At 75.6% G+C, this 11,710-nt stretch carries 15 protein-coding genes; 7 read left to right on the forward strand and 8 right to left on the reverse strand.

Going from position 1 to position 11,710, the window contains the following annotated elements; translation table 11 throughout:
- Positions 1-5: 5 nt before the first annotated feature.
- Positions 6-314, forward strand: a complete 309-nt coding sequence (locus ACWIX7_RS15625; RefSeq protein WP_448617367.1) for a DUF2516 family protein — start codon at positions 6-8, stop codon at positions 312-314.
- Positions 315-324: 10 nt separating this feature from the next.
- Here the strand turns inward: ACWIX7_RS15625 and ACWIX7_RS15630 are convergent, their stop codons facing one another.
- Positions 325-531, reverse strand: coding sequence for a PspC domain-containing protein (locus ACWIX7_RS15630; RefSeq protein ID WP_448617368.1), 207 nt, complete (start codon positions 529-531; stop codon positions 325-327).
- Positions 532-554: 23 nt separating this feature from the next.
- Between ACWIX7_RS15630 and ACWIX7_RS15635 the strand changes: the two genes are divergently transcribed.
- Positions 555-1,067, forward strand: a complete 513-nt coding sequence (locus tag ACWIX7_RS15635) for an O-acetyl-ADP-ribose deacetylase (protein WP_448617369.1) — start codon at positions 555-557, stop codon at positions 1,065-1,067.
- Here ACWIX7_RS15635 and ACWIX7_RS15640 read toward each other — a convergent pair.
- From ACWIX7_RS15640 to ACWIX7_RS15660, 5 genes are all read right to left on the reverse strand, one after another.
- On the reverse strand, positions 1,057-1,920 hold the full coding sequence (locus ACWIX7_RS15640) for a spermidine synthase (protein WP_448617370.1): 864 nt from the start codon (positions 1,918-1,920) through the stop codon (positions 1,057-1,059). The genes ACWIX7_RS15635 and ACWIX7_RS15640 overlap by 11 nt on opposite strands.
- Positions 1,921-1,966: 46 nt before the next feature.
- The gene (locus ACWIX7_RS15645) at positions 1,967-2,725 is read right to left on the reverse strand and encodes a maleylpyruvate isomerase N-terminal domain-containing protein (protein ID WP_448617371.1); all 759 of its coding nucleotides are present in this window, start codon (positions 2,723-2,725) and stop codon (positions 1,967-1,969) included.
- Positions 2,726-2,758: 33 nt separating this feature from the next.
- The gene (locus tag ACWIX7_RS15650; RefSeq protein ID WP_448617372.1) at positions 2,759-2,935 is read right to left on the reverse strand and encodes a DUF1059 domain-containing protein; all 177 of its coding nucleotides are present in this window, start codon (positions 2,933-2,935) and stop codon (positions 2,759-2,761) included.
- Positions 2,936-2,980: 45 nt separating this feature from the next.
- Positions 2,981-4,117 (reverse strand): EAL domain-containing protein, encoded by a 1,137-nt coding sequence (locus tag ACWIX7_RS15655; protein WP_448617373.1) that lies wholly within the window; start codon positions 4,115-4,117, stop codon positions 2,981-2,983.
- 243 nt (positions 4,118-4,360) lie between these two features.
- Complete coding sequence (locus ACWIX7_RS15660) at positions 4,361-5,218, reverse strand: class I SAM-dependent methyltransferase (RefSeq protein WP_448617374.1); 858 nt, start codon at positions 5,216-5,218, stop codon at positions 4,361-4,363.
- Positions 5,219-5,252: 34 nt separating this feature from the next.
- Between ACWIX7_RS15660 and ACWIX7_RS15665 the strand changes: the two genes are divergently transcribed.
- Positions 5,253-6,308 (forward strand): UDP-N-acetylmuramate dehydrogenase, encoded by a 1,056-nt coding sequence (locus ACWIX7_RS15665; RefSeq protein WP_448617375.1) that lies wholly within the window; start codon positions 5,253-5,255, stop codon positions 6,306-6,308.
- A gap of 215 nt (positions 6,309-6,523) precedes the next feature.
- Here the strand turns inward: ACWIX7_RS15665 and ACWIX7_RS15670 are convergent, their stop codons facing one another.
- Positions 6,524-7,012, reverse strand: a complete 489-nt coding sequence (locus ACWIX7_RS15670) for an N-acetyltransferase family protein (protein ID WP_448617376.1) — start codon at positions 7,010-7,012, stop codon at positions 6,524-6,526.
- Positions 7,013-7,016: 4 nt separating this feature from the next.
- Positions 7,017-7,772 carry an SDR family oxidoreductase gene (locus ACWIX7_RS15675; protein WP_448617377.1) on the reverse strand — a complete coding sequence of 252 codons (756 nt, stop codon included), beginning with the start codon at positions 7,770-7,772 and terminating at the stop codon, positions 7,017-7,019.
- A 112-nt stretch (positions 7,773-7,884) separates the two neighbouring features.
- Here ACWIX7_RS15675 and mshA point away from each other — a divergent pair, with 112 nt between their 5' ends.
- The 4 genes from mshA to ACWIX7_RS15695 are packed head-to-tail and all read left to right on the forward strand — an operon-like array spanning position 7,885 to position 11,681.
- Positions 7,885-9,243 carry a D-inositol-3-phosphate glycosyltransferase gene (mshA, locus tag ACWIX7_RS15680; RefSeq protein ID WP_448617378.1) on the forward strand — a complete coding sequence of 453 codons (1,359 nt, stop codon included), beginning with the start codon at positions 7,885-7,887 and terminating at the stop codon, positions 9,241-9,243.
- Positions 9,240-9,782 carry a YbjN domain-containing protein gene (locus tag ACWIX7_RS15685; RefSeq protein WP_448617379.1) on the forward strand — a complete coding sequence of 181 codons (543 nt, stop codon included), beginning with the start codon at positions 9,240-9,242 and terminating at the stop codon, positions 9,780-9,782. Before mshA ends, ACWIX7_RS15685 begins: the two co-directional genes overlap by 4 nt.
- Entirely contained in the window at positions 9,779-11,368 is a 1,590-nt protein-coding gene (locus ACWIX7_RS15690; RefSeq protein ID WP_448617380.1) for an MFS transporter, read from the forward strand. The genes ACWIX7_RS15685 and ACWIX7_RS15690 overlap by 4 nt, the downstream gene beginning before the upstream one ends.
- Positions 11,369-11,378: 10 nt before the next feature.
- Positions 11,379-11,681: a hypothetical protein gene (locus ACWIX7_RS15695; RefSeq protein WP_448617381.1), complete on the forward strand. Its 303-nt coding sequence runs from the start codon at positions 11,379-11,381 to the stop codon at positions 11,679-11,681.
- Positions 11,682-11,710: the final 29 nt, after the last annotated feature.

Consider the following 11,710-nt stretch of genomic DNA (forward strand, 5'->3'; position numbering starts at 1 on the left):
CGGGCATGCTGAGCTTCGACGGGCTCCTGGGCGGCTTCAACGGGCTCCTGATCACCGTGCTGAGCCTGGGGACCCTGGCGCTGACCGTGTGGGCCCTGGCTGACGCCCTCATCCGCCCCGCCGCCGGCTACGTCGCGGCGGGCAAGCTCACCAAGCCGGCGTGGGGGGCCATCCTGGCCCTGTCCCTGGTGGTCCTCCTGCTCATGGGCCCGATGAGCTTCCTCGGTCTGCCGGCGGTGATCGCCGCGATCGTCTACCTGGTCGACGTGCGGCCGGCCGTCCGCGGCCTGAGCCGGGGCGGCAGCGGCTGGTGAGCCGCCGGGGTCAGTAGCCCCGGGTGTCCTTCGGGATCACGATCCACAGCAGCAGGTAGGCGATGAACTGCGGGCCGGGCAGCACGCAGGAGAGCACGAACGCCAGGCGCAGACCGGTCCGTGAGATGCCGTAGCGCCGGGCGATCCCCGCGCAGACACCAGCGATGACCTTGTTGTGGGTGTCGCGACGGAGGGGGAGGCGGGCAGGCGGGGTCATGTCCCCGACCCTACGGTCGGCACGTGCTCCTGCGCGCGGTCCGCGGCGACATCACCCAGGCCGACGTCGACGTCATCGTGAACGCGGCCAACCCCGGGCTGCTCGGTGGCGGCGGGGTCGACGGCGCGATCCACGCGGCCGGCGGGCCGGAGGTCCTGGCGGAGTGCCGGGCGCTGAAGGCCCGGCTGCCCGGCGGGCGGCTGCCGCGCGGCCAGGCGGTGGCGACGACGGCCGGCCGGCTCCCCGCCCGCTGGGTGGTGCACACCGCCGGCCCGATCTGGTCGCCCGACGAGGACCGTTCCGCCGTCCTGCGGTCCTGCCACACCGAGAGCCTGCGCGTGGCCGACGGCCTGGGCGCGCGGTCGGTGGCCTTCCCGGCGATCTCGGCCGGCGTCTACGGCTGGCCGCTGGAGGACGCCGCGGTCCAGGCGGTCGCCGGGGTCCGCGCGGCCGCGGTCCAGCACGTGCAGGAGATGCGGTTCGTGCTGTTCGACGACCGCGCGCTGCCGGCCTTCGAGGCCGCGCTCAGCGGCTGAAGACGCCCTCCGGGGGCTCGGGGGAGGCGACCGCGTCGGCGTCGTGCACCGGCCCGGCCCGGCCGGCGAAGCGGTCCAGGTCGGTGCCCTCGACCACGCGGCTGGGCATCGGGTCGGCGGCGCAGCGGCGGACCAGCGCGGGGATCGGCAGCTCGGCGTCCGAGGCGACCGCCACCAGGTTGCCGAAGCGGCGGCCGCGCAGCGTGCCCGGCTCGGCCAGCAGGCAGACGTGCGCGAAGACCGCGCGCAGCGTGGCCACCTGGGGGCGGGCGAAGCGCAGCGGCGGGCCGTCGGCGACGTTCACGACGAACGAGCCGCCCGGCCGCAGCACGCGGTGCGCCTCCTGCGCGTACTCGACGCTGGTCAGGTGCGCCGGCGTGCGGGCCCCGGCGAAGACGTCGCTGACGACGACGTCCGCGCTGGCGCCCGGCAGGGCGGCCAGCCCCTCGCGGGCGTCGGCGGCGCGCACCCGGACGCGGGCGTCCCGCGGCAGCGGCAGGTGCGCACGGACCAGGTCGGTGAGCGGCTGGTCGAGCTCGACGACGCGCTGCCGCGAGCCGGGGCGGGTCGCCGCGACGTAGCGGGGCAGGGTCAGCGCGCCGCCGCCGAGGTGGACGACGTCGATGGGCCGGCCCTCCTCGGCGGCGAGGTCGAGCACGTGGCCCATCCGGCGCACGTACTCGAACTCCAGGTGCGTCGGGTCCTCGAGGTCGACGTGCGACTGCGGCGTCCCGTCCACCATCAGGACCCAGGAGCCGTCGCGGTCGGCGTCCCCGAGCAGCTCGGCGGTGCCGCCGGCGACGGGCGTGGGACCGGGCGGGACGACGGGCTCGGCCTGCTTGCGACGGCTCATCGGGTCACGGGGACGGGACGCACGCCGGCCATCGTGCCCGGCACCCTCAGCGGCCGCGCAGCAGCGCCTCGGCGGCCGGGTCGCCGGTCACCGTGACCTCGGCCGGGCGGCCCCACAGCCGGCGCAGCAGCTGACCGGCCGGTGCCTCGAGCCGGGCGTCGGCGGTGTCGGCGTCGGCGTCGTGCACCTCGACGTCCCCGCGGCTGACCCGGACCGTCCAGATCCGGTCGGTGTCCGTGCTGCGCACGACGACCGCCGCCGTGGCCGAGGCCAGCGGCTCGACGTGCGCCCACCGGGGGACGACGACGCGCAGCACCTCGTCCGCGCCGTCCTCGGCCAGCTCCGGGTCCACCGCGGTGACCGGCAGGCCCGCGGCGACCTCGAGGTCCATGCGGTGGACGGCGAGCTCGTGCGCCTGCCGGCGGATCCACGAGCCGACGGTCTTCTCGGCCGCCGGGCTCATGTGCCAGGCCGGGGCGTCCGGGGGCGTGTCGCGCAGGGCGTGCACCAGGTCGGTCAGGCCCGCGGCGTACCAGTCGAGCAGGCCACCGTCCGGCGGCTGCGGTGGTGCGGCGGGCCGGTCGGTGGTGCCGGCCCGCACGATCGCGGTCGCCCAGCGGTGGACGGCGCCCAGGTGTCCGACCAGGTCGCGGATCGTCCAGGCCGGCACCCAGGGGACCGGCGCCTGCAGGTCCGGCGCGGCCGTCAGCCCGGCCTCGACCTCCTGCACCAGGAGGCCGAAGCGCTCACCCTCTCGGGCGACGGCCTCGGTGCACCGTCGCCGCAGGCGCTCGTCGAGCGTCATGGCGCCCATGGTGCCGGAGGGTCCCCGGCGAGGTCACGAGTCGCTGCGGATGTGCTCCCGGACCTGGTCGATGAGGTGCTGCGGGATCTCGGTGAGGCCGTGGTCGGTGCGGGCGTGCTCGGCGACGGCGGCCAGGATCTCCTCGTCCGTGGGGGCGAGGAACTGCCGGGTGCAGGTGGGGACGACGTCGCCACAGGAGAACTGCTTCACGATTCCCTCGAGGTGAGTTGTGCGGGTGGGTGGTACGGCCGTCTCCTACCCATCGGCGGCGAGCCGTAGCAGGAGACGTTCGACGCGGACGACGCCGACCGCGACGCCGACGTCGTCGACGCAGACGATCGGGTCGAAACGCGAGTGCTCAGGGCGTGCCGCGGCACGCCGGGCCACCTCGCGGACCCCCGCGAGCGCGGGGACGCGCAAGCTCACCGGGGCGATCCGGTGCCCCGGCTCGTCGGCGCCCCGACGGCGCGGCAGCAGCAGCGCCACGGGTCGGCCGGCGGAGTCGACGCGCAGCCCCGCCTGGTCCTCGGGCACCATCCCTCCCGACGGCCCGCCCTCGACGGGCACCTCCTCGACCAGGCTGGCCACGTGCTCGACCAGGCGGGCCTTCGCCGACCGGAAGCGCAGCGGCGCGGCCGTCCCCGGGTCGAGTCGGGGCCAGGCGGGACCGGGGTGGCCGAGGAGCCAGCCCTGACCGAGTGGGACACCCAGGCGGAGGAGCGCCTCCACCTCCCCCCAGGCCTCGATGCCCTCGGCCAGCAGCCAGGCGTCGATCCGCCCGGCGAACTCGCCGAGCAGCTCGGTGAGCGCCAGCTTCACCTCGTCGCCGTCCACCCCGGACACGATCGCCCGGTCCAGCTTGACCATCTGCGGCTTGATGGCGGCGATCTGCTGGAGGCCGGAGTAGCCCGACCCGGCGTCGTCCACCGCCAGGAGGGCGCCACGGCTGCGGAGCCGGTCGCGGAGGTCGATGAGGGGCTCCAGCTCGGTCACGTCCTGGTGCTCGGTCAGCTCGAGGACCAGCGGAGCCAGGTCCGGGACGGCCAGGAGGGTGTCGGCCAGCTCGGGGTCCGTGAGCAGGTGCGGGCTGACGTTGACGGTGAGGAAGCAGTTGGGCGGCACCGTGCGCAACAGCTCCAGGCAGCGCCGGACGACGATGCTCTCCAGGCGTGCCCCGCTGCCCTGGGCGCCCGCAGCGGCGAACCAGCGGTCGGGGCCCACCCGGCTCGGCTGCCCGTCGGGCTCGCAGAAGCGGGCCAGGGTCTCGTAGCCGGCGACGACGCCGCGTCGCAGGTCGACGATCGGTTGGAAGAGCAGTCGCAGCAGCGACGGGTCGGCGAGGACCGACTCCAGCCGCCGGGGCCACTCGGCCGACGCCCCCGCGGGCGTCATGGCCCGACATCGGGGGTCAGCAGGTCCATGGTGGTGCCCGCAGTCCTATCTCCGCAGTCCGACTCCGTTGCCCCGCATGTACGGACCGTAGCGGATCGGAACCCCACCCGCCGCCGCTCCTGGAGGTCACCCCGGCCGGCGAGGAGGGTCCGGCGAGGACGAGCAGGTCAGGAGTGCTGTGTTGTGCGTCACACCGGATCCGTCGGGCGGTCCGGCCGGTGGTCCCGCAGGACGCGGCCGCACTCAGACCGGGGCGACGGCGGACCAGCGCACGGTGACCTCGCCGTGCCGCCAACGACGGCTGGAGCCGACGAACGGCCAGCCCTGCTCGGCGAGGGACTCCACCGCCGCGGTCCAGCGCTGGCGCGGGCCGAAGGTCGAGAGCCCGGCCGCGGTGGCCCACGCGGTGTCGAGTGCCCGGAGGAACTCGTGCACCGGCTGGCCCGGGACGTTGTGGTGGATCAGCGCCTTGGGCAGCCGTTCGGCGAGGTCGGAGGGCCGGTCGAGGTCCGAGACCCGGGCCGACAGCGTCAGGGTCAGCGGCCCGTCGGCGTCGAGCGCCACCCACGCCGAGCGGCGTCCCCACTCGTCGCAGGTGCCCTCCACGAGCAGGCCCCCGGGACCGAGCGCGGCGCACATCGCCTGCCAGGCCTGGGCGGCGGACTCCTCGTCGTACTGGCGCAGCACGTTGAACGCCCGCACCAGCACCGGCCGCAGCCCGGCCAGCTCGAAGCCGCCCACCCGGAAGTCGACCCGCGGCGGGTCGCGCTCGGCGGCGACGGCGGCCACCCGCTCGGGGTCGATCTCCAGGCCGACCACCTCGAGGCCGTGCACCTCCGGACCCAGCCGGTCGGCCAGCTCGAGCGTGGTCACCGCCGACGAGCCGTAGCCCAGGTCGACCACGAGCGGCCGGGCGGCGTCGCGCAGCCGCGGCACCTGGGTGGCCAGCAGCCAGCGGTCCACCCGGCGCAGGCGGTTGGCGTTGGTGGTGCCGCGCGTCGGGAGGCCCAGGGCGCGGGCCCGGCCCGCGGCCAGGCGCGGATTGGCCTTCCTCGGGAGGCTGGCGCGACGCTTGTGGTCCCCGCCTCCTGCCTCGCTCATCCGTCCAGAGCGTAGTCGCGGCTAGCGTGGTGGCGTGCAGGTCCGACGGAACGCCCGCTTCGCGGAGCTGACGACCCTCGGCGTGGGGGGGCCCATCGACCGGCTGGTCGAGGTCTCCGACCCCGACGAGCTGATCGCCGCCGTCGGCGAGGCCGATGCGGCCGGGCGGCCGCTGCTGGTCCTCGGTGGTGGTTCCAACCTGATCGGCCCGGACGCCGGGTGGCCCGGTGACGTGGTCGTGGTGCGCAGCCGGGGTGTCGAGCGGGACGGGAACCGGTTGGTCGTGCAGGCCGGCGAGCCCTGGGACGACCTGGTCGCGTACACCGTCGAGCAGCGGCTGGCCGGCATGGAGGCGCTGTCCGGCATCCCGGGCTCGACCGGGGCGACGCCGGTGCAGAACGTCGGCGCCTACGGCCAGGAGGTCGGCCAGGTCATCACTGCCGTCCGCGTCTGGGACCGCGCGCGGTCGGCCGAGCAGGTGCTCACCCCCGAGGAGTGCGGGTTCGCCTACCGGGACAGCCGGCTCAAGCGCGAGCCCGGCCGGTTCGTCGTCCTGACCGTCTCGTTCGGGCTGGAGCCGGGGGAGCTGTCCCGGCCGGTGGGGTACGCCGAGCTGGCGCGCAGCCTCGGCGTCGAGCTGGGGGAGCGGGCCCCGCTGGCCGACGTGCGCGCCGCCGTGCTGGAGCTGCGCCGCGGCAAGGGCATGGTCTGGGACCTCGCCGACCCCACCAGCCGCAGCGCGGGCTCGTTCTTCACCAACCCCGTCGTCCCGATGCAGCGGGCGGTCGAGGGCTGCCCGAGCTGGCCCGCCGGCGACGGCATGGTGAAGCTCAGCGCCGCCTGGCTGGTGCAGCACGCCGGCTTCGGTCGCGGCACCCGCCACGGGCGCGTGGGCACCTCGCCCCGCCACAGCCTCGCGCTGACCACCGAGCCCGGGGCGACCGCCGAGGAGCTGCTCGGCTTCTCCGAGAAGATCATCGCTGCGGTGCAGGAGCGGTTCGGCGTGACCCTGGAGCGCGAGCCCACCGCGATCACACCGTCGGCCTACCGGCCGACACCGCGGCCAGGTGCCGTCCCCGACGTGTGCTGAGCCCACCCGTCGTGCGTCGGGGGACCCTCCGGGCCCCCGCTCCGCACGACACCGCGGCCAGGTGCCGTCCCCGACGTGTGCTGAGCCCACCCGTCGTGCGTCGGGGGACCCTCCGGGCCCCCGCTCCGCACGACACCGCGGCCAGGTGCCGTCCCCGACGTGCGCTGCCGGCGCTACAGCACCGGCAATCCGCGAGAAGCGCCGGCCATGGGTGCTCAGGTCAGGTCGAGGAACATCACGTGCAGGCCGACGTAGCCGTGCTCGGGGTGGCGGAACGCGCCGGGCACCGTGCCGACGACGACGAAGCCGAGGGACCGCCACAGCGTGACGGCGGGGGTGTTGGTCTCGACGACGGCGTTGAACTGGATGCCGCGGTAGCCGGCGTCGCGGGCCCAGCCGACCACGTGCTCGCCGAGCGCCCGGCCCACACCGCGGCCCTGCGCGGCCGGGTCGACCAGGAAGCTCGCCGTCGCGACGTGGGAGCCGCGGCCGGGCCGGTTCGGACCCATCTTGGCGCTGCCGAGCACCGTGTCGCCGTCGACCGCGACCACGGTCCGCCCCGGCGGCTGCTCCATCCAGAGCGGCCGGGCCTCGTCCAGGGAGAGCCCCTCGGGGTAGGCGTAGGTGTGCCCGGCGTCCACGACGGCCCGGAAGAACGGGTGGATCGCCGGCCAGTCCTCGTCGGTCGCCTCGCGGATCAGCACCGGCTCAGCCCTCGCGGTGCACCTTGTGCTGGGCGGCCTGCGCCCGCGGGCGGACGACGAGCAGGTCGACGTTGACGTGGTGGGGGCGGGTCAGCGCCCAGGCGATGCAGTCGGCGACGTCCTCGGCCACCAGCGGCTCGCGCACGCCGCGGTAGACCGCCTCCGCCCGCTCCCGGTCCTGGACCCGGTTGAGGGTGAACTCCTCGGTCCGCACCATCCCGGGCGCGATCTCCACCACCCGCACCGGCTGGTCGAACAGCTCCAGCCGCAGCGTCTCGGCCAGCGTGTGCACCGCGTGCTTCGCCGCCGTGTAGGACGCGCCGCCCTCGTAGCTGACCAGCCCGGCGGTCGAGCCCACGAACAGCAGGTCGCCGGCGCCCGACTCGATCAACCTCGGCAGCAGCGCCTTGGTCACGCGGACGGTGCCCAGCACGTTGACCTCGTAGGTGCGCGCCCAGGAGTCCAGGTCGGCCTCGGCCACGGGGCTGGCGTCGAACGCGCCGCCGGCGTTGTTGACCAGCACGTCGACCGGGCCGAGGGCGCCGACGAACTCCGCCACCGAGGCGGGATCGGTGAGGTCGAGCGGCAGCGCCCGGGCACCGATCTCCGCGGCCAGCGCCGTCAGCCGGTCCATGCGCCGCGCCCCGAGGACGACGTCGAAGCCCTCCGCCGCCAGCCTCCGGGCCGTGGCCGCGCCGATGCCGCTGGAGGCGCCGGTGACGACGGCGGTCCGGCCCGCACCGGGCGCACCCGCGGGCACGGAGGGAGACTGGGCAGAGGGGCCGGGCATGCGACCCATCCTGGCGCTGTTGCAGACTGCGATGTCGAGCGGGTGCCTCCCGGCGCCCTGGGAGCGAGGCGGGAGGTCGCACGTGGCCGCTCGCCGCCGTCCCCGCTCGGCCGTGCCCCGGCGGGTGGCCACCCTCTCGGTGCACACCAGCCCCCTCGACCAGCCCGGTGCCGGCGACGCCGGCGGCATGAACGTCTACGTCGTCGAGGTCTCCCGGCGGCTGGCCGAGCGTGGCATCGCCGTCGACGTCTTCACCCGAGCCACCTCCAGCGACCTGCCGCCGGTGGTCGAGATGAGCCCCGGGGTCACCGTGCGGCACGTCAGCGCCGGCCCGTTCGAGGGCCTGGGCAAGGAGGAGCTGCCCGCGCAGCTGTGCGCCTTCACCGCCGCCGTCCTGCGCGAGGAGGCCCAGCACGAGCCGGGCCACTACGACGTCGTCCACTCGCACTACTGGCTGTCGGGCCAGGTCGGCTGGCTGGCCCGCGACCGGTGGAGCGTGCCGCTCATCCACACCGCGCACACCCTGGCCAAGGTCAAGAACGCCGCGCTGGCCGCCGGCGACCGGCCCGAGCCGCGGGCGCGCGTCATCGGTGAGGAGCAGGTCGTCGCCGAGGCCGACCGGCTGGTCGCCAACACCGACGACGAGGCCCGCCAGCTGGTCGAGCACTACGGCGCCGACCCGCGACGCACCCTCGTCGTCCCGCCCGGGGTGGACCTCGACCGCTTCACCCCCGGCGACCGGACGGCGGCCCGCCGCCGCCTCGGCATCGCCGACGACGCCGTCGTCCTGCTGTTCGTCGGCCGCATCCAGCCGCTCAAGGCCCCCGACCTGCTGCTCGAGGCGGCCGCGCGGATGCTCGCCGACGACCCCGCGCTGCGCGACCGGCTGCAGGTGCACGTCGTCGGCGCGCCCAGCGGCACCGGGCTGGAGGCCCCGCGCCAGCTGGAGCAGCTGGCCGCCGAGCTCGGGATCGCCGACCTTCTCCGTTTCCTGCCGCCGGTGCACGCCGAGCGGCTCGCCGAGCACTACCGCGCCGCGGATGTGGCCGTCGTCCCCAGCCACAACGAGTCCTTCGGCCTGGTGGCCCTGGAGGCGCAGGCCTGCGGGACGCCGGTCGTCGCGGCCGCCGTGGGCGGGCTGCGCACGGCCGTCCGCGACGGCGTCTCCGGGGTGCTGGTCGAGGGCCGGGACCCGGCCGACTACGCCGCCGCCATCCGCGCGGTGCTCGCCCGCCGGGAGCTGCTCTCGGCCGGCGCGCGCCGGCACGCGGCCTCCTTCTCCTGGGAGCGCACCGTCGACAGCCTGGTCGCCGCGTACACGGCCGCCGCGGAGGAGATGGCCATGGCGATGGCGTCCCGGAGACCGGCCTCCGGCACGCTGCTGCGCCCGGCCTGGGCGCTGGGCGGGGTGCGGGCGCTCGGCGCACAGGTGGCGCAGTGAGCCGCGAGCGGACCGTCGCCGGGCTCGACGCGGTCATCGAGCAGACCCTGCGCGACAGCGAGCTGGTGCACGAGCACCCCGCGCCCGGCCGCTGGCTGGTCGACCTGCCCGGCACCAAGAAGCTCAAGACCGTCTGCGGGCTGATCGTCGGCGAGCACGCGCTGCGGGTGGAGGCCTTCGTCTGCCGCCAGCCGGACGAGAACCGCGAGCAGCTGTGGACCTACCTGCTGCAGCACAACGCCCGCATGTACGGCGTCGCGTACTCGATCGACAGCGTGGGCGACGTCTACCTGACCGGCCGGCTGCCGCACGCGGCGGTCACGCCCGACGAGCTCGACCGGGTGCTCGGCGCGGTGCTCAGCTACGCCGACGACCACTTCAACACCATGCTCGAGATCGGCTTCGGCACGTCGATCCGGCGGGAGTGGGAGTGGCGGGTCAAACGGGGTGAGTCCCTGCGCAACCTGGAGGCCTTCGCCGACTTCGTCGACCCGGGGCGGAGGTCCCGCGCCTCCGGGACCCCGGACGGCGGGGCGTGACGGCGACCGAACGGTCGCTCCCCGAGGCCGCCGAGGAGCGGCCCGGCCACGCCCGCCGGTGGTGGGTGCTGGCCACCATGACGGTCTGCCTGCTCGTGGTGATCATGGGCAACACGACCCTCAACGTCGCGATCCCCACGCTGCAGCGCGAGCTGGGTGCCAGCCAGGGTGAGCTGCAGTGGGCGATCGACGCCTACATCCTCGTCTTCGCCGGCCTGCTCTTCTCCTGGGGCGTCATCGGCGACCGGATCGGTCGGCGCCGGGTGCTGCTCATCGGCCTGTCGGTCTACACGGCCGGCTCGCTGCTGGGCGCTTTCAGCAGCAGCCCCGGCGAGCTGATCGCCTGGCGGGCGGTCATGGGCATCGGCGGCGCGGCGGTGCAGCCGACCACCCTGGCGGTCATCACCAACGTCTTCCCGCCGGCCGAGCGCGGCCGCGCGATCGGCGTCTGGGCGGGTGCCGGAGGGATCGCCGTGGCCGCCGGCCCGCTGGCCAGCGGTGCGGTCCTCGAGAACTCCTGGTGGGGCGGGATCTTCCTCATCGCGGTGCCGGTCGCGCTCCTGGGCATCGTCGCGACGCTGCTCGTCGTCCCCGAGTCCCGCGACCCGTCGCCGGGCCGGCTCGACGTCCCCGGCGTGCTGCTGTCGGTGCTGGCGCTGGTCGGACTGGTCTACGGGATCATCCACGGCGGCTCGGGGGCCGGCTGGGGCTCGCCCGGCGTCCTCGTGCCGCTGCTCGGCGGGCTGGCCCTGATGGCGCTGTTCGTCTGGTTGCAGCGCCGCTCGGCCCACCCGGCGCTGGACGTCACGCTCTTCCGCAACCCGGCCTTCTCCGCCGCCGCGGCCGCCCTGGGACTGAACTTCTTCGCGCTCATGGGCGCGACCTTCTACCTCGTCTACTACCTGCAGGGCGTGCTCGCCTACGGCCCGCTGGTCAGCGGCGCGGCGCTGATCCCGATGGCGCTCGGCATGGCGGTCATGGCGCCGGGCAGCTCTCGGCTCGCCGAGCGGTTCGGCGCCAAGGCCGTCGTCGGCACCGGGTTCGGCCTGCTGACGGCGGCCGTCTGCGGCTTCCAGCTGCTGGACGAGACCTCGCCTCTGGCGCTGCTGCTGGTGGTCCTGTCGGTGCAGGGCCTGGGGATGGGCACGGTCATGGCGCCGACGACCGAGTCGATCATGTCTGTCGTCCCCCGGCACAAGGCCGGCGCCGGTGCGGCGGTGAACAACTCCGTGCGCCAGGTCGGCGGCGCGCTGGGCGTGGCCATCCTCGGGTCGCTGCTGGCCAACGCCTACGCGGCCCGCCTCGGCGACGCCGTCGACGCGTTGCCGGCCGACCTCCGCGAGGAGGCCAGCACCTCGCTCGTGGCCACCCTCGGCGCGGTGCAGCAGACGCTGGCCGGCGGCGACCCCGAGGCCGCCGGCGCGGCCGGCCGGCTGGTCGGCCCGGCCCGGGAGGCGTTCGTCGCGGCGATGCACCTCACCGCACTGGGGACGGCGCTGGCCACCGCGCTGGCCGCCGTCGTCGTCCTGGTCTGGCTGCCGGGCCGCCGCGCCCGGTCCGGGGCCGAGGCTCCCGCCAGGGGTTAGCGTGACGGCGGTGCAGGAGGGTCCCGGTCAGCAGCAGCGGCAGGTCCGGGCACTCGTGGGCCTGCTCGCCGCCACCGCGCTGGTGTACCCGCTGCTGCTGTGCGCGGTGCGACTGACCTTCGCCCAGCTGCTCGTCGTCGACCTGGGCGGCAGCCTGTTCTGGCTGAGCGCCGGCGCGGGGTGCAGCGTGGCCGCCGTCGCGGCGCTGCGCTGGGGTGTCGACCGCCCCGTCCGCAGCCCGTGGCTGCTGACCGGCCTGCTGCCGCCGGTGGCGTTCGAGGCCTGGCTGCTGTGGCCGCTGCTCGTCGGATGAGAGGGACGGGTCCTTCTTCCTGCAGGGAG

The organism is Geodermatophilus sp. URMC 65, from assembly GCF_053502545.1.

Bases quoted from the DNA above. Each gene is read 5' to 3' on its own strand.
- ACWIX7_RS15625 (WP_448617367.1), top strand. From the start codon at position 6: ATGCTGAGCTTCGACGGGCTCCTGGGCGGCTTCAACGGGCTCCTGATC.
- ACWIX7_RS15630 (WP_448617368.1), bottom strand. From the start codon at position 531: ATGACCCCGCCTGCCCGCCTCCCCCTCCGTCGCGACACCCACAACAAG.
- ACWIX7_RS15640 (WP_448617370.1), bottom strand. From the start codon at position 1,920: ATGAGCCGTCGCAAGCAGGCCGAGCCCGTCGTCCCGCCCGGTCCCACG.
- ACWIX7_RS15645 (WP_448617371.1), bottom strand. From the start codon at position 2,725: ATGACGCTCGACGAGCGCCTGCGGCGACGGTGCACCGAGGCCGTCGCC.
- ACWIX7_RS15655 (WP_448617373.1), bottom strand. From the start codon at position 4,117: ATGACGCCCGCGGGGGCGTCGGCCGAGTGGCCCCGGCGGCTGGAGTCG.
- ACWIX7_RS15660 (WP_448617374.1), bottom strand. From the start codon at position 5,218: ATGAGCGAGGCAGGAGGCGGGGACCACAAGCGTCGCGCCAGCCTCCCG.